Here is an 18,770-nt window from a genome sequence, read left to right on the forward strand (position 1 = left end):
GGCCTATCGCACGCCAGCGCTTTGATGAACACACTACGCCGCGCCCGTTTCTTGCATTACACTGGCCGGCGTACATTCCTTAACCAATCGATGAGATGACCGTGCTCAAAGCACTCAAGAAGATGTTCGGTAAAAGCGAGGCCGAGCAGCTCGCGCCTGTCGCCAGCGCGCCCCAGGCCCCGAACCGCGCCGATGCGCAGCAGTCGCGCCGGACCGCACCGCCGGTTGCGGAGGCGAAAACAACGCCGCCAACCGCCACCGCAGCCCAGCCTGTCGCGGCCCCTACCCAGGAAAAGCCACGCAGCGAAGCGCCAAGGCCGCGCCGCGAACGCGCACCAAAACCGCCCGTCGTCGCCTGGAAGCTCGAGGACTTTGTCGTAGAGCCCCAGGAAGGCAAGACCCGCTTCCACGATTTCAAGCTCGCCCCTGAATTGATGCATGCCATCCAGGACCTGGGCTTTCCCTATTGCACGCCGATCCAGGCGCAGGTGCTCGGTTACACCCTCGCGGGCAAAGACGCCATCGGCCGTGCCCAGACCGGTACCGGCAAGACCGCCGCATTCCTGATTTCCATCATTACCCAATTGCTTCAGACCCCACCGCCCAAGGAACGCTATATGGGCGAACCGCGCGCGCTGATCATTGCGCCGACCCGCGAACTGGTGGTGCAAATCGCCAAGGACGCCGCCGACCTGACCAAGTACACCGGTCTGAACGTGATGACGTTCGTGGGCGGCATGGATTTCGACAAGCAGCTCAAGCACCTCGAAGCCCGCCACTGCGACATCCTCGTGGCCACGCCGGGCCGCCTGCTGGATTTCAACCAGCGCGGCGACGTGCACCTGGACATGGTCGAAGTGATGGTGCTGGACGAAGCCGACCGCATGCTCGACATGGGCTTCATTCCCCAGGTCCGCCAGATCATTCGCCAGACCCCGCCGAAAAGCGAACGCCAGACCCTGCTGTTCTCCGCCACCTTCACCGACGATGTGATGAACCTCGCCAAGCAATGGACCACCGACCCGGCCATCGTCGAGATCGAAGCCGAGAACGTCGCCAGTGAAAATGTGGAGCAGCACATCTACGCCGTCGCCGGTGCCGACAAGTACAAGCTGCTCTACAACCTGGTCAACGACAATGGCTGGGAGCGGGTGATGGTATTTGCCAACCGCAAGGACGAAGTGCGCCGCATCGAGGAACGCCTGGTGCGCGACGGCGTCAACGCCGCCCAGCTCTCGGGCGACGTGCCGCAGCACAAGCGGATCAAGACACTGGAAGGTTTCCGCGAAGGCAAGATCCGCGTGCTGGTCGCCACCGATGTGGCGGGTCGGGGCATTCACATCGACGGCATCAGCCATGTGATCAACTTCACCTTGCCTGAAGTACCGGACGACTATGTGCACCGCATTGGTCGCACGGGTCGTGCCGGGGCAGCAGGTGTATCGATCAGCTTTGCCGGCGAAGACGACTCTTACCAGTTGCCGTCGATCGAAGCGCTGCTGGGTCGCAAGATCAGTTGCGAGATGCCACCGACTCATCTGTTGCGGCCGGTTGAGCGCAAGCGGCCCTAACGTCGAGACGGACGCAACGCGTCCATTGAGGCATTCCCACGCAGCGCGTGGGAATGATCAGCGCAGCCAACTCAGGCTGCGTTTTTTTTGCCCGGGGATATTGCTCGGATAAACTAAAAGTCCATAATGGACAAATTAGTTTACTCGAGACACCCGGAGTCTACGATGACCAATACGCCTCATGTCATGACCCAAGCCCAGGCCCGAGAACTGCTCGGGCACGTCGATGTGCTGGCAGTCCTGCGCAAGCTGTTCCGCGATCTTGCGGCCGGGCAAGCGGTGCAGCCGCCCCAGCAAAGGGTGGTGTTTCCCGAGGGCGCCGGGGACTTCATCAACTTCCTCGGTGTGCTGGCTCAAGACCAGGTCTATGGGGTCAAGACCTCGCCCTACATCGTGCGCGAGCAAGGGCCACTCATCACCGCCTGGACTTTGCTGATGTCGATGCAGACCGGCCAGCCGTTGATGCTGTGCGATGCCGCCGAGCTGACGACCGTCCGCACCGCCGCCACCACCGCCGTCGCCATCGATGCCCTCGCCCCGCACAACGCCAGGCGCCTGGCGGTGATCGGCAGTGGCGCGCTGGCGCGCGCCCATGTGCAGTACGTCAAGGGACTGCGGGATTGGCAAGGCATCAGTCTCTATTCGCCAAGCCTGAAGGCCAAATCGGCAGAACAACTTGCCTCGATAACAGGCCTGGACCCGCGCCTGCAAATCGCCGACACCCTTGAAGCGGCACTGCACGACGCCGATGTGGTGATGCTCTGCACCTCCTCCGCCCGGGCAGTGCTAGACCCGCAGACCCTCGGCAAACCGACGTTGATCACATCCATCAGCACCAACGCCCCGCGCGCGCATGAAGTACCGCCCCAGAGCCTCAACGACATGGATGTGTTCTGCGACTATCGTCAGACCACTCCGGGCTCGGCTGGCGAGATGTTGATCGCCGCTGAACAGCATGGCTGGGAGCCTTCAAGCATTGTGGGTGACTTGCCCGATCTGCTGAGCGAACGTGCGGCGCGACCAAACTATGAGCGCCATGTGTTTTTCCGTTCCATTGGGTTGGGGCTGGAGGATGTTGCGCTGGCGAATGCGCTTTACCAACTTCTCGACTGACACACCCATTTTCCCTTGTGGGAGCGAGCCTGCTCGCGAAAGCGGTTTATCAGATAAATACGCGTGACTGACACACCGCTTTCGCGAGCAGGCTCGCTCCCACAGGTTCACGGAAACTCCCGGCAATGTGCTCGACAGGAGAACTTTATGATCTCAGCAGACTTCATCATCATTGGCGGCGGCATCGCCGGTGCTTCCACCGGCTACTGGCTCGCACCCCACGGCCGGGTCATTGTGCTTGAACGCGAATCCCATCCGGCCTATCACTCCACCGGACGCTCGGCGGCGTTGTACACCGCAGCCTACGGCACCCCTCAGGTACGGGCATTGACCCAGGCCAGCCGGGATTTCTTCGACGCACCACCAGCCGGGTTCTGCGAACACCCGTTGCTCACCCCGCGCGGCGAAATGACGGTGGATTTCATCGGCGACCCGGCCGAGCTTGGTAACCAATACCTCAGCGCCAAAGCCACGGTGCCGCAAATGCAATTGCTCAGCGCCGAAGAGGCCTGCCTGCGCCTGCCGATCCTGCGACGGGATAAAGTCCACGGCGCGATCTACGACCCCACGGCTTGCGATATCGATACCGATGCGCTGCACCAAGGCTATCTGCGCGGTATCCGTCGCAGCGGCGGCGAGGTACACACCGACAGCGAAGTGCTGGACTTGATCCGCGACGACCAAGGGCGATGGCAGGTCAGGACCGCCAGCCAGACGTTCTACGCGCCGGTGCTGATCAACGCGGCCGGCGCCTGGGCCGATCAAGTGGCCGAAATGGCCGGCGCGCGCAAGCTGGGCCTGCAACCCAAGCGGCGGGCGGCGTTCATTTTCGCCGGCCCCGAGGGTGTGAATATCCACGACTGGCCGATGCTGGTGAGCCTCGACGAATCCTTCTACATGAAGCCGGACGCTGGCATGTTCCTCGGCTCTCCGGCCAATGCCGACCCGGTCGAACCACACGACGTACAGCCCGAAGAGCTGGACATCGCCATGGGCATCTACCAGATCGAAGAGGCGACCACCCTGACCATTCGCCGTCCGACCCGCACCTGGGCCGGATTGCGTAGCTTCGTGCCTGACGGTGATCTGCTGGCCGGCTTCGACCCACAAGTACCCGGCCTTTTCTGGGTCGCGGCCCAGGGGGGCTATGGCATCCAGACCTCCCCTGCCATGGGCCAGGCAAGCGCGGCACTGGCGCGCGGTGAACCACTGCCTGAGCCTTTGACCCGTTTCGGCCTGAACGCCGCGATGCTATCGCCCACTCGCCTGGGTTGACCTTCGGTGAGGTGACGCATCGCCACGATTGCGGCACACTCCCTCGCGCCCCTGTTCCACGGGGCGCTGACCGTCTGGAGTCCCGTCATGAATGCCCCGCAAGCCAATCCGACACTCGATAACTTCCGCACTATCGCCGATGCCATCGCCACACTGTTCTACCCCCACGCGGAAGTGGTGTTGCATGACCTGCGCACCCAGAAGGTCGACTACATCGCCAATAACCTGTCCAAGCGCGAAATCGGCGATGACTCGTCCCTGGAAGACATGCTCAGTGAGGACGTCAGCGAACGTAACATCGGGCCGTACGAAAAACTGAACTGGGACGGACAGAAGATTCGCAGCCTCAGCAGCGTCCTGCGCGATGCAAACGGTCATCCGCTGGCGGTGCTGTGCATCAACCTGAATATTTCGCTGTTCGAGAATGCCAAGGCCGCGCTGGATCTGTTCCTGTCGCCAGGCAAATTGATTCCCCAGCCGGATTCACTGTTTCGTGATGACTGGCAGGAGCGGATCAACACTTTCCTGCACGCCTGGATGCGCGAGCGTCAACTGAGCCTGAACCTGCTGACCCGCGACCACAAACGCGAGCTGGTGTTGGCGCTGCATGCTGAAGGCGCGTTCAAGGGCAAGAGCGCGTCCAACTATGTGGCCAATGTGCTGAACATGGGGCGGGCGACGGTGTACAAGCATCTGAAGGAATTGAAGGGCTGAGGTTTTGGGTTGCCTGGCCTGACGCCATCGCGAGCAAGCTGAACTGGCCTAATGATTTTGGACACTTCAATCGGGCGCTATGATAGCGCCCAAATCTGAGGTGTTTGGATATGCGTAAATCTTATTCGAGTGAGTTCAAGCTCAAGGCTGCCAGCATGGTGCTGGATGAAGGCCAGCCGGTTACCGAGGTCTGTGCCAGCCTAGATATCGGCCCCACTGCTCTGCGCCGCTGGGTCGATCAAGTGCAAAAAGAACGCCTGGGTTCGACCCCGGTAGGGGCCAAGGCGATTACCGCTGATCAGCGAGAAATCCAGAGGCTCAAAGCCCTACTCAGGGAGAAAGACCTGGACATTGAAATCCTAAAAAAGGCCAGTGCTCTCCTGCTTTTGGACGCCAAAGATCATTCACGCTGATCGATGAGCTGGACGAGCAATACGGCGTTAAAAGGTGTTGCCGGGCGTTTGGGATCAACCGCAGTAGTTTCTACGCCTGGCGCCAGCGCCAAGGCAGAGCAAATCCTGAACGGGACAAGCTCAAAGCCGCGCTGGTCAGGCACCACAGGGCGTCCAGAGAGTCGGCCGGCGCACGTACTTTGTCCAAGGAGCTAAAAGCCAAAGGGCATCGTATCGGACGTTATATGGCTCGCAGTTTGATGCGCGAAGCTGGCATCGCTAGTCGTCAGCGCAGGCGCCATAAGTACAAGTCGCCGGGCGTTGAGGCATTGGTGGCGCCGCACGTGCTCAAGCGAAAATTTGATGTAACGGCGGTTAACCAGGTGTGGTGTGGCGACGTGACTTACATCAAGGTCGGCAAGCGGTGGATGTACTTCGCCGCCGTTCTGGATCTGTACGCTCGGAGGATCGTGGGTTGGTCGTTCTCGATGATTTCTGATGCCAACCTGACCTGCGAAGCGCTACGCATGGCGGTTGAGCTACGCGGCCACCCCCAGGATGTGTTGTTTCATTCAGACCAAGGTTGTCAGTACACCAGTCATAAATTCCGAAACGAGCTTGTGAAACACGGGTTTAGGCAAAGTATGAGCCGTAAAGGCGAGTGCTGGGACAACGCCCCCATGGAGCGTTTCTTTGGTAGTTTGAAATCAGAGTGGGTTCCTGAAACGGGCTACAAACTGGAACATGAGGCCCGGGCAGACGTGCAGCGCTATGTCTCGCGCTACAACATCAGCAGGCCTCACAGCTACAACGACTACCGGTCGCCGGTCGCGAAGGAAAGGTTGGCGGCGTGAACCTTAATCGGTGTCCAAGATTACTTGACCAGTTCAAGCTCGCTCCCCCATTGAATCGCATTGCACACATATCTCGTGCACGACACAAATCCTCTGTGGGAGCGAGCCTGCTCGCGAAGGCTATCGATCAATCGCCGTAGATATCCGACTTGAAATACTTGGCCTGGATTTTCTGATACTCGCCATTGGCCCGAATCCCATCGATGGCCTTGTTCAAATCCGCCACCAATTGGGTGTTGCCCTTGCGCACCGCAATCCCGGCGCCCTCGCCGACGTATTTCGGGTCCTTGAGCTCCGGCCCGACGAAGGCATAGCCCTTGCCACGAGGCATCGACAGGAAGTCTTCCAAAGGAATGGTGTCGGCAAAAATCGCATCCAGGCGACCCGACGCCAGGTCCATGTAGATTTCTTCGTTATTGCTGTAGCGCTTGACCGTAACGCCCTTGGGTTCAAAGACCTCCGTGGCGAAACGGTCCGTGGTGGTGGCGCGCTGCACGCCGACGGTCTTGCCCTTGAGGCTGGCGTACTGGTCATCGACCGACGCCCCTTCCTTCATGACCAGGCGCGATGAGGTGAAGTAATACTTGTGGGTAAAATCCACCGACTTCTTGCGCTCTTCGGTGATGGTCATGGACGACAGGGCCAAGTCGATCTTCTTCACTTTGAGCGACGGGATCAGCCCATCGAACTCACCCTCGACCCACTCGCACTTCACCTGCATCTGTGCGCACAAGGCATTGCCGATGTCGTAGTCAAACCCCTCGATTTTCCCCTCCGAGGTTTTCGAAGCAAACGGCGGATAAGCCGCCTCGATACCGATGCGCAAGGTTTTATCGGCGGCGAACAGGCTACTGGAGGCCAACAGACTCAAGGCCAGACCAGTGATGAGGGGGAGTTTCTTCATAATCGTTCTCTCGCGGGTTGTTGTTGGTTTGGCAGAGAAAGGCAGGTGCGACTGATTTTGTACTTATAAATCCATACTGGACTTTAATGTACACATCGTCAATTGGGGAAACAGGCGAAAGTGATGGGAGGCTACCGGCCTCATCGCGAACAGGCTCGCTCCCACAGGGGGATCTGTGTCAGACACAAACATTGTGTGCAACGAAGCGCCACTGTGGAAGCGAGCTTGCTCGCGATGCGGGCATAAGTATTGCGAAGAAACGACGTGGACTACTGCTTCCAGCGATCCGCCGCCGCATGATCACTGTCCCGCCCTTCGACCCAGCGCGGGCCATCGACGGTGTTTTCTTTTTTCCAGAACGGCGCGCGGGTCTTGAGGTAGTCCATGACAAAGGCGCAGGCGTCGAACGCCGCCTGGCGGTGGGCGCTGGCGGCGCCGACAAAAACGATCGGCTCACCCGGCTCCAAGGCGCCGATGCGGTGCAGCACTTCAAGCTTGAGCAATGGCCAGCGCTGCTCGGCCTCGATGGCGATCTTGCCCAGCGCTTTCTCGGTCATGCCCGGATAATGCTCCAGGAACATCCCGGACACATCGAGGCCGTCATTGAAGTCGCGCACGTAGCCGACAAAACTGACCACAGCACCCACGCCGACATTGGCCGCGTGCATCGCGTTGACTTCGCTGCCCGGGTCGAACGGTTCCACCTGTACCCGAATCGCCATAGCTCAGCCTCCGGTCACGGTGGGAAAGAACGCCACCTCATCGCCGTCCGCCACTGGCTCGTCGAGTTGACAGAGATCCTCGTTGCGGGCACACATCAGGTTTTGCTCTCTCAGCACTTCGGCGCCGTCACGCTGCGCGAGCAAGGCGCGCACGTCGTCAATCGTGGCGAAACCGCCTTCCACCTTAACCGAGTCCACGCCGAGCGCTTCGCGGTAGCGAGCAAAAAACTTCACAGTGATTTTCATGATGCATCCGCCTGGAAATGACCACTCTTGCCGCCAAGCTTTTCCAGCACCCGCACGCCTTCGATGGTCATGCCCCGGTCCACGGCCTTGCACATGTCATAAATAGTCAGCGCGGCGACGCTGGCGGCGGTGAGCGCTTCCATTTCCACGCCGGTCTGCCCCGACAGTTTGCAACGGGCAACGATACGTACCCGGTCCTCGCCTTCGGCATTGAGCTCGACCTTGACGCCGGTGAGCATCAGCGGGTGGCAGAGCGGAATCAGGTCGCTGGTTTTCTTCGCAGCCTGGATGCCGGCGATGCGGGCAACGGCAAACACGTCGCCCTTGGGATGGCCGCCGCTGACGATCATCCGCAGGGTATCGGGCAGCATTCGCACAAAGGCTTCAGCCGTGGCTTCACGGAACGTCACGGCCTTGTCGGTCACGTCGACCATATTGGCGCGACCTTGGGAATCGAGATGAGTCAGCACAGGGTTACTCCTGATCAGGAGCGTCGATTGTAAACCCGTGGGTCAGATTCTGGCAGGGCTGATTGTCGTGCCCGTAATTAGCAGACCACTGAAGATCCTTGGTGGGAGCGAGCCTGCTCGCGAAAGCGGTGCTTCAGATAAAAATATTTGGCTGGCACACCGCATTCGCGAGCAGGCTCGCTCCCACAGGGTTATGTGGTGCATGGAAGAACCGGGCGACGGTGAGGTCGCCCGGTTCGGCTGGTGTTACAGATGAGACTCAGCGTATTCGGCCAGGATCGAGCGCGGTACGCCTTGCAGGGTGATGTGGACCCCGTTGGGGAAGTCCTTGAAGCGTTCGGTCAGGTAGGTCAGCCCGGAGCTGGTCGCGGACAGGTATGGGGTGTCGATCTGTGCCAGGTTACCCAGGCACACCACTTTGGAACCGGCGCCGGCACGGGTGATGATGGTTTTCATCTGGTGCGGCGTCAGGTTCTGGCATTCGTCGATCAAGATCAGGCTTTGCTGGAAGCTGCGGCCTCGGATGTAGTTGAGGGATTTGAACTGCAACGGCACTTTGCTGAGAATGTAGTCGACGCTGCCATGGGTGCTTTCGTCATCCATGTGCAAGGCTTCGAGGTTGTCGGTAATCGCGCCCAGCCACGGCTCCATTTTTTCCGCTTCGGTGCCGGGCAAAAAGCCAATCTCCTGGTCCAGGCCCTGCACGCTGCGGGTGGCGATGATGCGCCGGTAACGCTTGCTGACCATGGTCTGCTCGATAGCAGCGGCCAGGGCCAGGATGGTCTTGCCGGAACCAGCCGCACCGGACAGGTTGACCAGGTGGATATCCGGATCGAGCAAGGCGAACAGCGCCAGGCTCTGGTAGATGTCACGAGGCTTGAGGCCCCACGCCTCCTGATGCAACAAGGGTTCCTGATGCAAGTCGAGGATCAGCAGTTTGTCGACCTGGATTTCCTTGATCCAGCCGACAAAGCCTTGTTCGTCGATGATGAATTCGTTGATGTGCACCGCCGGCAGATTGTCGATCAGTTGCACCTGGTGCCACGTGCGGCCATGGTCCTGGCGGGTTTCGACCTTGCTCACGCGGTCCCAGAAAGAGCCGGTCATCGTGTGGTAGCCGTTGGGCAGCAGCGACACGTCGTCGACCAGCTGGTCGGTGCTGTAGTCCTCGGCCGCAATCCCGCAGGCGCGGGCCTTGAGGCGCATGTTGATGTCTTTGGTCACCAGCACCACGGCCTGATCCTTGTTGCGCGCGTGCAGGTCGATCAATTGGTTGATGATGATGTTGTCGTTAAGATGTTCAGGCAGCACCAGGTTGGGTTCGGTGCGCTTGCTCATCAGGATCGAGAGCAGGCCCTTGGGGCCGCTTTTGCCACGTTGGATCGGTACGCCGAGTTCGACGTCCTCGGGAGAGGCGTCCCCCAGGGTCTTGTCGATCAGGCGGATCGCCTGGCGACATTCGGCCGCCACGCTGTGATGCCCACTCTTGAGCTTGTCCAGCTCTTCAAGGACGGTCATCGGGAGGGCTACGTGGTGTTCTTCGAAGTTCAGGAGCGCGTTTGGATCGTGGATCAATACGTTGGTATCGAGTACATAGAGGATTGGCTGGTTGGAGGAAGGGCTACGTCCGTGGTCATCCATACTCGGTCACCTATGTGGGGGCCATTCGACGCAATACCGTGACAGTGCTGCGCCTCGAGGTAGCCACCGAATTCACCCGCGAGGATTCAGGTGAACTGCACACAATCTGGGTCTTGGAAGACGCCACCTGTGTTGCAGGTTTCGGCGGTCTGACTTCTTGATACTCCAAAACACATGACAGGAAAAAGCACTTTGACGCTTTTTTGAAGTTTATTTTTCAGAGTGACGAATAACCCTTGGCGTACCGCTGTCGCACCGTTAAAGTCGGAAGTCGGGTCGCACCGAATGCGTGCCAAAAAACCCACCCCGCCCAATGTTTCCGGGCCTTTCCCATCTTTCAGCGAAACGCGTCCTGACATTCCTCCCAGCCGATCCCGCTCTGCGCCGTTTGCGCTACGAGCCAGGGCAGTGCGATTTTCACCGCATCCTGCTTGGCGTTGAAGTTGATCACGCCATGGCGCCACAACAGCATCAAGGTCAGCGCCCGCTGGGCACTCTGTTCGGGCTTGAGGCGGTTGGTGCTGTCCTGAGGATCGATATCCCACAGCGCCACTTGCAGGCCCTGTGCCTGGAAGAATGATTGCGCATCGCCCCGGCGTTGGCCTTGGGGCGGGCGGAACAGCGGCACGAAATTCTCCGGCAGCTTGCCCTTGACCAGGTCGACACTGCGCCGCACCGAGTCTTGCCAATCCTGCCAATAGCTGTGAGAGCGAAACTCCCAGCCCTGCACACCGACGCATTGCCTGGAATAGAGGCTCTGCAGATCATTGACCGAGCGATCCGCCAGCCGCGCCTGGATATCCTTGCCGAGAACGAAGAACGTACCGTTCATGTTCGATTTTCGCAGGTATTCGGTCAGCCACGGGGTGTTATCCGGCGCGATGTTGGCGCCGCTGTCGAAGGTCAGCAAGAACAGCCGGTCGTTCATCTGCTCGCCGTTGCGCTCGTAATCGCCGAAACGCTCGATTTCACTGCTGACCTGGGGAAACAGCGCCGCCTTGCGCAACAACTCGTCCCGATAGTGGGTGTGGAAGATCCGGCTCGGCTCGGCCCACTTGATGTAGTAGGAATTATCATCGAGTTGGAACCTGCCCGCTTCTTCTCGCAGGGTCGCCATGTTTTCCACCAGATAGCAGAAGGAGGCATCCAATTCACAGCTTCGCTGGGCAAAGTTGTAACTCGATAGCAGACGCTGCCACAGCCGTGTGCGCAACGCGTCGACCGCCGCCATATTGACCGAGCGCAGCCCAAGGTACTGCTTTAGCGCCACTTCATCCATGGCATCGACGTCCAGCAATACCCGGGCGAACATCAGGATCTCGGCGCGCGAGGCAACATCGAACAGCGTCGGATTGGTGAGTTGCTCAGGCCAGGTGCTGCGGTCCAAGGTGGCGACGTCGTTGGGTGCGGCGATCGCAGCGAAACTCAACAGCCAGGCCGACAATAGAAGGGCGATACGCAAAGGGGATGTCTCCATAACGAAACCCGCGCGGCATGATAGCTGATCCTTCTTGGAGAACCTGCCTTTGTGGCGAGGGAGCTTGCTTGCTCGCCACAAAGGCACCACCACCATCCATCCCCTATCACCCCAATAGCTGGAGTCCACCCGGACAACCCCCTAGAATCGCCGCACCCTCAAAGGAGACGTCTGCATGCTGATGGTGATTTCCCCCGCCAAGACCCTCGATTTCGAAACACCGCCGGCCATCGAGCGCTTCACCCTGCCGCAATACCTTGACCACTCCCAGGAGCTGGTCGAGCAACTACGCGAACTTTCGCCGGCCCAGATCAGCGAACTGATGCACGTTTCCGACAAGATCGGCGGCCTCAACGCAGCACGATTCGGCAGTTGGAACCCGGCGTTCACCCCCGCCAACGCCAAACAGGCATTGCTGGCCTTCAAAGGCGACGTCTATACCGGCCTCGATGCGCAAAGCCTCGGTGACGCCGATTTCGATTTCGCCCAACAGCACCTGCGCATGCTGTCCGGTTTATATGGCCTGCTGCGTCCCCTGGACCTGATGCAACCTTATCGCCTGGAGATGGGCACGAAACTGGCCAATGCCCGGGGCAAGGATCTTTACGCCTTCTGGGGCACCCGCATCAGCGAATGGTTGAACGAAGCCTTGGCCGAACAGGGTGACGACGTGTTGTTGAACCTCGCCTCCAATGAATACTTCTCGGCGGTTAAACGCAGTGCCCTGAAGGCACGGGTGATCGATACCGAATTCAAGGAACTCAAGAACGGCCAGTACAAGATCATCAGCTTCTACGCGAAAAAAGCCCGGGGCCTGATGAGCCGATTTGTCATCGAACAACGCATTAATAATCCCACTGCACTAAGGGAGTTTGATGTGCAGGGTTATCGCTACAACCCCGAACAATCCACCCCGGAAAAACTGGTCTTCTTGCGCGACCACGCCCCGCAATAACGCAATACCTCTTTCAGGCCCCGATAAGGGGCCTCGATCACTTCGCTAGATGTCATCCCGATTCCCCTCCCTACTTGCCACTTTCTTGGCGCCAATAAAACAAACACACACCGCGCTAACTTTTCTTTCACTCGACAAATGTCAGATTTTTCCGTAGTGGCACGGAAATTTTTCATCAGTAGTGGCACAAAACTATCTACCCCCCTCAACTCCCCGAAACTAAAGGCTAAAAACGCGAGTGCTATCACTATGAGGGCAGTGCCATCTAGGCAGATATTTCGAAAAATTTCGAAAATGGCGATGAGCGGATCGGAACTATGTCAAAACGCACGGCTCATACCACCCGTAACGATTCTCGCCGAGGATGTACGAGATAACTTACGTGGCACGTCGTCCGGAGTAACAGAGTTGTAACGACAACTTAGCGAAACGGTCGTCTAATTGGATCCACCCTGAAGGACGGGAGATAATGCACCATTAGTATCCCCTACAAGGCCAAGGCTGCGCCCCTATTAACGTGCTCCCCCGAGCACACAAGCTTCTGATTTTGTGGGCTTTTTGCCAGGAGTCTGAAGTGAAGGATCTTTTGCACCGACGTCCCGCCAACGAGGACTGGCTGCATAACAGGGCAGGTCATAACAACTAGGCCGCTTTGCGCACAACTTGAGTGCAATTATTTAGACACTCGGAACTTTGTATGCCTGCACACGGCACTGTGGCGCCTGCATTCCACACTTCCGAGTGCACGATGACCGCTGAACACTATTAACTCCGGCCATTTAATGGCGTGAAAACAGAGGTAAATGCGATGCGCATTAGCATATTTGGTTTGGGTTACGTCGGTGCAGTATGTGCCGGTTGCCTGTCTGCACGGGGCCATGACGTAGTTGGCGTAGATGTCGCCAAAGACAAAATCGACATGATCAACGCGGGTAAATCCCCGATCGTTGAACCGGGTCTTGGCGAGCTGTTGGCGCAAGGCATTCAAACAGGTCGGTTGCGTGGTACTACCAACTTCGCCGAAGCAATTCGTGATACCGATCTGTCGATGATTTGCGTCGGCACGCCAAGTAAGAAGAATGGCGACCTGGAACTGAACTACATCGAAGCAGTGTGCCGTGAAATCGGTTTTGTACTGCGCGAGAAGACCACCCGCCATACCATCGTGGTCCGCAGTACCGTACTGCCAGGCACCGTGGCCAACGTCGTTATCCCGATCCTCGAAGATTGCTCCGGCAAGAAAGCCGGCGTTGATTTCGGCGTTGCGGTAAACCCTGAGTTCCTGCGCGAAAGCACCGCGATCAAGGATTACGACCAGCCGCCAATGACCGTCATCGGCGAGTTCGACAAAGCCTCGGGCGACGTCCTGCAATCGCTGTACGAAGAACTCGATGCGCCGATCATCCGCAAGGACATCGCCGTCGCCGAGATGATCAAGTACACCTGCAACGTGTGGCACGCCACCAAGGTCACCTTCGCCAACGAGATCGGCAACATCGCCAAGGCTGTCGGCGTCGATGGCCGTGAAGTAATGGACGTGGTCTGCCAGGACAAGGCCCTGAACCTGTCCCAGTACTACATGCGCCCAGGCTTCGCCTTCGGCGGCTCGTGCCTGCCCAAGGACGTGCGCGCCCTGACCTACCGTGCAGGCTCCCTGGACGTGGAAGCACCGCTGCTGAACTCGCTGATGCGCAGCAACGAATCCCAGGTTCAGAACGCATTCAACATCGTATCCAGCCATGACAAGCGCAAAGTCGCCCTGCTGGGCCTGAGCTTCAAGGCCGGCACCGATGACCTGCGTGAGAGCCCGCTGGTAGAGCTGGCGGAAATGCTGATCGGCAAGGGCTACGACCTGCGCATCTACGACAGCAACGTCGAATACGCCCGTGTCCACGGTGCGAACAAGGATTACATCGAGTCGAAGATCCCTCACGTCTCGTCCTTGCTCAACTCCGACTTCGACGCGGTGATCGACAGCTCCGACATCATCATCCTCGGCAACCGCGACGAGAAGTTCCGCGCGCTGACCGAGAACGTACCGGAAGGCAAGCAGGTCATCGACCTGGTTGGGTTCATGTCCAAGGCCACCTCTGCGAATGGCCGGACCGAAGGCATCTGCTGGTAAGTCTGTTAGCCGGCCGGGGCTCGCCCCGGCCGGCCTTTCGCCTGCCTTAACCCATCGGGCCGCCCCCAGGGCCCGCCCGAGATAGAGACGGATGCAGATTATGCACAGGCTAAAGCACGGCCTGCTTCAGGCCGCCGGTTGGCTGTTTTACTTGAGTTTACTGATGGGCATCGCCACGGCGTTGCCCACGTCCACGTTCGACGCCGAATCCAAGGACTTCATCTTCCTGATCGGCGCCGTGGGCATTTGGCGTTACTCCATGGGAGCAACGCATTTCGTGCGCGGCATGATCTTCCTGTACATCGTCTACCCACACCTGCGCCGCAAGGTTCGCAAGTTGGGCAAGGCGGCGGACCCGTCCCATGTGTACCTGATGGTGACCAGCTTTCGCATCGATGCGCTGACCACCGCCCAGGTCTATGGCTCGGTAATTCGCGAAGCCATCGAGTGCGGGCTGCCCACCACCGTGGTCTGCTCCATCGTGGAAATGTCCGACGAGTTGCTGGTCAAGAGCCTCTGGGCCCGCATGAACCCGCCCGAGCACGTCAAGCTGGACTTCGTGCGCATCCCTGGCACCGGCAAGCGTGACGGCCTGGCCTACGGCTTTCGCGCCATCTCCCGCCACCTGCCAGACGATCGCGCGGTGGTCGCGGTGATCGATGGCGACACCGTCCTCGCCGAGGGCGTGGTGCGCAAGACCGTGCCGTGGTTCCAACTGTTCGGCAATGTCGGCGGCCTGACCACCAACGAATATTGCGAAGTACGCGGCGGCTACATCATGAGCGAGTGGCACAAGCTGCGTTTCGCCCAGCGTCACATCAACATGTGCTCCATGGCCCTGTCCAAGCGCGTGTTGACCATGACCGGACGCATGTCCGTATTCCGCGCGACCGTGGTCACCAACCCGGACTTCATCGCCGACGTGGAAAGCGACTCGCTGCAACACTGGCGCCTGGGCCGCTTCAAGTTCCTCACCGGCGATGACAAATCGAGTTGGTTCAGCCTGATGCGCCTGGGCTACGACACGTTCTACGTGCCAGACGCGGCCATCAACACGGTTGAGCATCCGCCGGAAAAAAGCTTCATCAAGGCGAGTCGCAAGTTGATGTTCCGTTGGTACGGCAACAACCTGCGGCAGAACTCCCGGGCCCTGGGCCTGGGTCTGCGGCGTCTGGGCCTGTTCACGTCGGTGGTGCTGTTCGACCAGCGCGTCTCGATGTGGACTTCGCTGCTGGGCTTGACCGTGGCGATCATCGCCAGCATCAAGTACGGCACCGCGTTCATCCTGGTGTACCTGCTGTGGATCGGCATCACGCGGCTGCTACTGACCCTGTTGCTGTCGTGCTCCGGACACCGGATCGGCCCGGCCTACCCGGCGATTCTCTATTACAACCAGATCGTCGGCGCGATGGTGAAGATCTATGTGTTCTTCCGCCTCGATCAACAGTCCTGGACCCGCCAGCCCACCCACCTGACCCGTGATCTCGCCAGCTTTCAACGTTGGTTCAACACCTGGTCGTCTCGGACCATGACCTTCTCCGCCGGCAGCATCTTTGTCGCCGTGCTGCTGACGATGGTCTGACCGAACTTGCCTGAATTAACTAGGAAATCGCCCCTATGAACACCGCCGTGAATGTCAACGTAGTGCATGAATCCGAAGCCCAACGCCAACACGCCCGGGTCAAAATCCCGGCCAAGTTGCGCTTCTTCGGCCCAGACCGTACGCCCATGGAAGTCAAGGTCCTGGACCTGTCGGCCGGTGGGCTGTGCTTCAACGCCGGCCAGATGCCGCTCAAGGTTGGCGAGACGTACAAGGCCCGCCTGCAGTTCGTGATCGACAACCTTGGCCTGGCCATGGACGTGGAGCTGCAAATCCGTTCCCACGACCGCCAGACCGGCCGCACCGGTTGCCAGTTCCAGAACCTGGAGCCGCGTGACATCTCGACACTGCGCCATATCATCACCTCGCACCTGGCCGGCGACATCGTGGGCGTCGGCGACGTGCTGGCGACGTTGCAACGCGACAACTTCACCAAGGCCCGCAAACAGAAAGATGACAACGGTGGCATGAGCGCCTTCGGCCGCCTGCGCGCCGTGACCTTCAGCCTGGGCATCTTCATTGTCGGCCTGGCGGCGTTCGGTTTCATCTTCAAGTCGGTATACGGCATGTACTTCGTCAGCCACGCCCAGGCCGGCATCGTCAACGTACCGGGCATGGCCATCACCATGCCGCGCGACGGCACCGTGCAGAGCCTGGTCAAGGCCGACGGCCTGGCCGCCAAAGGCGCTCCGCTGGCGACTTTCAGCACCAGCATGCTGGACGTACTCAAGGGTCACCTGGACGACAACCAGCTGCAGCCGGCCAAGGTTGAAGAGCTGTTCGGCAAGCAAATGACCGGCACCCTCACCTCGCCATGCGACTGCATCGTGGCCCAGCAACTGGTTTCCAACGGCCAGTACGCCAGCAAGGGCGACGTGATCTTCCAACTGGTTCCACGTGGCGCCGAAGCCAACGTTGAAGCGCGTTTCTCCTATCGCCAGTTCGGCGACGTGCGCCCAGGTACACCGGTCAGCTTCCAGGTGGCCGGCGAAGACACCACCCGTACCGGCAAGATCGTCAGCAGCACCAGCCTGAAAAGCGCCGACCTGTCTTCCGATATCCGCGTGCTGATCCAGCCCGACGAAGCCCTCGACAGCGCGCTGGCCGGCCGTCCGGTAGAAGTCGTCAGCGATCGTGGCCCAAGCCTGAACTGGCTGATCGACAAAGCCATGGCCGTTGGTCTTTAAGTCGAGGATATGCCCGTGATCACTCCACAAAACAACAATGCGCCGCGTTCCCTGTGGGAGCGAGCTTGCTCGCGATGGGATCGACGCGGTCTGTCTGAGACTCCGAGCAGCCTGCATCGCGAGCAGGCTCGCTCCCACACAGGCTATGCGTTGTGTGCCTTGGCACTGGCCGTCAGCCTGGCCGGTTGCGCCGGCCTGCCCGACCAGCGCTTGGCCAACGAAGCCCTCAAGCGCGGCGACACGGCGTTGGCGCAGCAGAACTATCAGCAACTGGCAGACCTGGGCTACAGCGAGGCACAGGTGGGCCTGGCCGATATCCAGGTGGACAGCCGCGACCCCGAGCAGATGAGAAAAGCCGAGGCGACCTACCGCGCCGCCGCCGATATCTCGCCGCGCGCCCAGGCTCGCCTGGGTCGCCTGCTGGTGGCCAAGCCCGGATCCACCGAGGCTGAAAGACACGAAGCCGAAGGCCTATTGAAAAAAGCCTTCGCCAACGGTGAAGGCAATACCTTGATCCCGCTGGCGATGCTGTACCTGCAATACCCCCACAGCTTCCCGAACGTCAACGCCCAGCAGCAGATCAGCCAATGGCGCAGCGCCGGCTACCCGGAAGCCGGCCTGGCGCAGATCCTGCTCTACCGCACCCAGGGCACGTACGACCAGCACCTGGACGAAGTGGAAAAGGTCTGCAAGGCCGCCCTGGCGACCACCGACATCTGCTACGTCGAATTGGCCACGGTCTACCAGAAACGCGGCCAGCCGGAACAACAGGCCGAGCTGATCAAGCAGATGCAAGCCGGTCACGCCCGCGGTGTGGTCTCGGCCCAGCGTGTAGACAGCGTCGCCCGCGTCCTGGCCGATCAGAGCCTGGGCAAGACCGACGAGAAAACCGCCCAGTCGTTGCTCGAAGGCATCGCCCCCGGCTACCCCGCTTCCTGGGTCAGCCTGGCGCAGCTGCTTTACGATTTCCCCGAGTTGGGTGACGTCGACAAGATGATGCAGTACCTGGAAAACGGCCGCGCCGCCGACCAGCCGCGCGCCGAGCTGTTGCTGGGCAAGCTGTATTACGAAGGCAAGTGGGTGCCCGCCGACGCCAAGGTCGCCGAGGCGCACTTCCAGAAAGCCGTGGGCCGTGAAGTGGCGGCCGATTATTACCTCGGCCAGATCTATCGCCGTGGTTATCTGGGCCAGGTGTACTCGCAAAAGGCTCTGGATCACCTGCTCAAGGCCGCCCGCAACGGCCAGAACAGCGCCGACTACGCCATTGCCCAGCTGTTCTCCCAAGGCAAGGGCACCAAGCCCAACCCGGTCAACGCTTACGTGTTCAGCCAGTTGGCCAAGGCACAAAACACCCCGCAGGCCACCGAGCTTGCCCAGACCCTCGAAGCACAATTACCGCCGGAACAACTTGCACAAGCGCAACGCCTGCTACAACAAGAGCAGGCCATTCGCGGCGCCATGAGCCCCGATACGCTGGAACTGCAAGCCCTAAAAGAAGATGACGGCGAGGAACCTCTATGAAGC

At 59.8% G+C, this 18,770-nt stretch carries 17 protein-coding genes; 11 read left to right on the top strand and 6 right to left on the bottom strand.

Features of this window, described 5'->3' with window-relative positions; genetic code table 11:
- The first annotated feature begins 95 nt into the window (after positions 1 to 95).
- From rhlB to DOCECA_RS17250, 6 genes are all read left to right on the top strand, one after another.
- Positions 96 to 1,571, top strand: coding sequence for an ATP-dependent RNA helicase RhlB (rhlB, locus tag DOCECA_RS17225; RefSeq protein ID WP_434560473.1), 1,476 nt, complete (start codon positions 96 to 98; stop codon positions 1,569 to 1,571).
- 165 nt (positions 1,572 to 1,736) lie between these two features.
- Positions 1,737 to 2,684, top strand: a complete 948-nt coding sequence (locus DOCECA_RS17230) for an ornithine cyclodeaminase family protein (protein WP_445570843.1) — start codon at positions 1,737 to 1,739, stop codon at positions 2,682 to 2,684.
- Positions 2,685 to 2,831: 147 nt separating this feature from the next.
- Positions 2,832 to 3,959 (top strand): NAD(P)/FAD-dependent oxidoreductase, encoded by a 1,128-nt coding sequence (locus tag DOCECA_RS17235; protein ID WP_445570844.1) that lies wholly within the window; start codon positions 2,832 to 2,834, stop codon positions 3,957 to 3,959.
- An 87-nt stretch (positions 3,960 to 4,046) separates the two neighbouring features.
- The gene (locus DOCECA_RS17240) at positions 4,047 to 4,673 is read left to right on the top strand and encodes a helix-turn-helix transcriptional regulator (protein WP_420765383.1); all 627 of its coding nucleotides are present in this window, start codon (positions 4,047 to 4,049) and stop codon (positions 4,671 to 4,673) included.
- Between the two features lie 110 nt (positions 4,674 to 4,783).
- Positions 4,784 to 5,086, top strand: coding sequence for a transposase (locus tag DOCECA_RS17245; RefSeq protein ID WP_014717988.1), 303 nt, complete (start codon positions 4,784 to 4,786; stop codon positions 5,084 to 5,086).
- An 8-nt stretch (positions 5,087 to 5,094) separates the two neighbouring features.
- The gene (locus DOCECA_RS17250) at positions 5,095 to 5,919 is read left to right on the top strand and encodes an IS3 family transposase (protein ID WP_434611621.1); all 825 of its coding nucleotides are present in this window, start codon (positions 5,095 to 5,097) and stop codon (positions 5,917 to 5,919) included.
- Between the two features lie 127 nt (positions 5,920 to 6,046).
- On the opposite strand, the gene DOCECA_RS17255 is transcribed toward DOCECA_RS17250, so the two are convergent.
- The 6 genes from DOCECA_RS17255 to DOCECA_RS17280 form a co-directional block, all read right to left on the bottom strand.
- A complete protein-coding gene (locus DOCECA_RS17255; RefSeq protein ID WP_434607610.1) occupies positions 6,047 to 6,823 on the bottom strand; it encodes an ABC transporter substrate-binding protein in 777 nt (258 codons plus the stop codon).
- A gap of 269 nt (positions 6,824 to 7,092) precedes the next feature.
- On the bottom strand, positions 7,093 to 7,545 hold the full coding sequence (gene moaE / locus DOCECA_RS17260; protein WP_420765385.1) for a molybdopterin synthase catalytic subunit MoaE: 453 nt from the start codon (positions 7,543 to 7,545) through the stop codon (positions 7,093 to 7,095).
- Positions 7,546 to 7,548: 3 nt separating this feature from the next.
- A complete protein-coding gene (locus tag DOCECA_RS17265; protein WP_434607612.1) occupies positions 7,549 to 7,791 on the bottom strand; it encodes a MoaD/ThiS family protein in 243 nt (80 codons plus the stop codon).
- Positions 7,788 to 8,261: a cyclic pyranopterin monophosphate synthase MoaC gene (gene moaC, locus DOCECA_RS17270; RefSeq protein WP_434648847.1), complete on the bottom strand. Its 474-nt coding sequence runs from the start codon at positions 8,259 to 8,261 to the stop codon at positions 7,788 to 7,790. Before moaC ends, DOCECA_RS17265 begins: the two co-directional genes overlap by 4 nt.
- 246 nt (positions 8,262 to 8,507) lie before the next feature.
- Entirely contained in the window at positions 8,508 to 9,902 is a 1,395-nt protein-coding gene (locus tag DOCECA_RS17275) for a PhoH family protein (RefSeq protein WP_030139644.1), read from the bottom strand.
- 337 nt (positions 9,903 to 10,239) lie between these two features.
- Positions 10,240 to 11,364 (bottom strand): polysaccharide deacetylase family protein, encoded by a 1,125-nt coding sequence (locus tag DOCECA_RS17280; RefSeq protein WP_420765415.1) that lies wholly within the window; start codon positions 11,362 to 11,364, stop codon positions 10,240 to 10,242.
- 190 nt (positions 11,365 to 11,554) lie between these two features.
- Here DOCECA_RS17280 and yaaA point away from each other — a divergent pair, with 190 nt between their 5' ends.
- The 5 genes from yaaA (at position 11,555) to algK (ending at position 18,767) form a co-directional block, all read left to right on the top strand.
- Positions 11,555 to 12,334: a peroxide stress protein YaaA gene (yaaA, locus tag DOCECA_RS17285; protein WP_445570845.1), complete on the top strand. Its 780-nt coding sequence runs from the start codon at positions 11,555 to 11,557 to the stop codon at positions 12,332 to 12,334.
- Positions 12,335 to 13,142: 808 nt separating this feature from the next.
- The gene (locus DOCECA_RS17290) at positions 13,143 to 14,459 is read left to right on the top strand and encodes a nucleotide sugar dehydrogenase (RefSeq protein WP_434607617.1); all 1,317 of its coding nucleotides are present in this window, start codon (positions 13,143 to 13,145) and stop codon (positions 14,457 to 14,459) included.
- 100 nt (positions 14,460 to 14,559) lie between these two features.
- Positions 14,560 to 16,041 (top strand): mannuronan synthase, encoded by a 1,482-nt coding sequence (alg8, locus tag DOCECA_RS17295; protein ID WP_420765390.1) that lies wholly within the window; start codon positions 14,560 to 14,562, stop codon positions 16,039 to 16,041.
- Between the two features lie 35 nt (positions 16,042 to 16,076).
- Positions 16,077 to 17,246: a PilZ domain-containing protein gene (locus tag DOCECA_RS17300; RefSeq protein ID WP_420765391.1), complete on the top strand. Its 1,170-nt coding sequence runs from the start codon at positions 16,077 to 16,079 to the stop codon at positions 17,244 to 17,246.
- Positions 17,247 to 17,261: 15 nt separating this feature from the next.
- A complete protein-coding gene (algK, locus tag DOCECA_RS17305) occupies positions 17,262 to 18,767 on the top strand; it encodes an alginate biosynthesis TPR repeat lipoprotein AlgK (protein ID WP_420765392.1) in 1,506 nt (501 codons plus the stop codon).
- Positions 18,768 to 18,770 lie beyond the last annotated feature (3 nt).

The sequence above is a fragment of the Pseudomonas sp. E102 genome (assembly GCF_052660185.1).

Coding starts and splice junctions, on each gene's coding strand:
- rhlB (WP_434560473.1), top strand. CDS start 96: ATGACCGTGCTCAAAGCACTCAAGAAGATGTTCGGTAAAAGCGAGGCC.
- DOCECA_RS17230 (WP_445570843.1), top strand. CDS start 1,737: ATGACCAATACGCCTCATGTCATGACCCAAGCCCAGGCCCGAGAACTG.
- DOCECA_RS17235 (WP_445570844.1), top strand. CDS start 2,832: ATGATCTCAGCAGACTTCATCATCATTGGCGGCGGCATCGCCGGTGCT.
- DOCECA_RS17240 (WP_420765383.1), top strand. CDS start 4,047: ATGAATGCCCCGCAAGCCAATCCGACACTCGATAACTTCCGCACTATC.
- DOCECA_RS17245 (WP_014717988.1), top strand. CDS start 4,784: ATGCGTAAATCTTATTCGAGTGAGTTCAAGCTCAAGGCTGCCAGCATG.
- DOCECA_RS17255 (WP_434607610.1), bottom strand. CDS start 6,823: ATGAAGAAACTCCCCCTCATCACTGGTCTGGCCTTGAGTCTGTTGGCC.
- moaE (WP_420765385.1), bottom strand. CDS start 7,545: ATGGCGATTCGGGTACAGGTGGAACCGTTCGACCCGGGCAGCGAAGTC.
- DOCECA_RS17265 (WP_434607612.1), bottom strand. CDS start 7,791: ATGAAAATCACTGTGAAGTTTTTTGCTCGCTACCGCGAAGCGCTCGGC.
- DOCECA_RS17275 (WP_030139644.1), bottom strand. CDS start 9,902: ATGGATGACCACGGACGTAGCCCTTCCTCCAACCAGCCAATCCTCTAT.
- yaaA (WP_445570845.1), top strand. CDS start 11,555: ATGCTGATGGTGATTTCCCCCGCCAAGACCCTCGATTTCGAAACACCG.
- DOCECA_RS17290 (WP_434607617.1), top strand. CDS start 13,143: ATGCGCATTAGCATATTTGGTTTGGGTTACGTCGGTGCAGTATGTGCC.
- alg8 (WP_420765390.1), top strand. CDS start 14,560: ATGCACAGGCTAAAGCACGGCCTGCTTCAGGCCGCCGGTTGGCTGTTT.
- DOCECA_RS17300 (WP_420765391.1), top strand. CDS start 16,077: ATGAACACCGCCGTGAATGTCAACGTAGTGCATGAATCCGAAGCCCAA.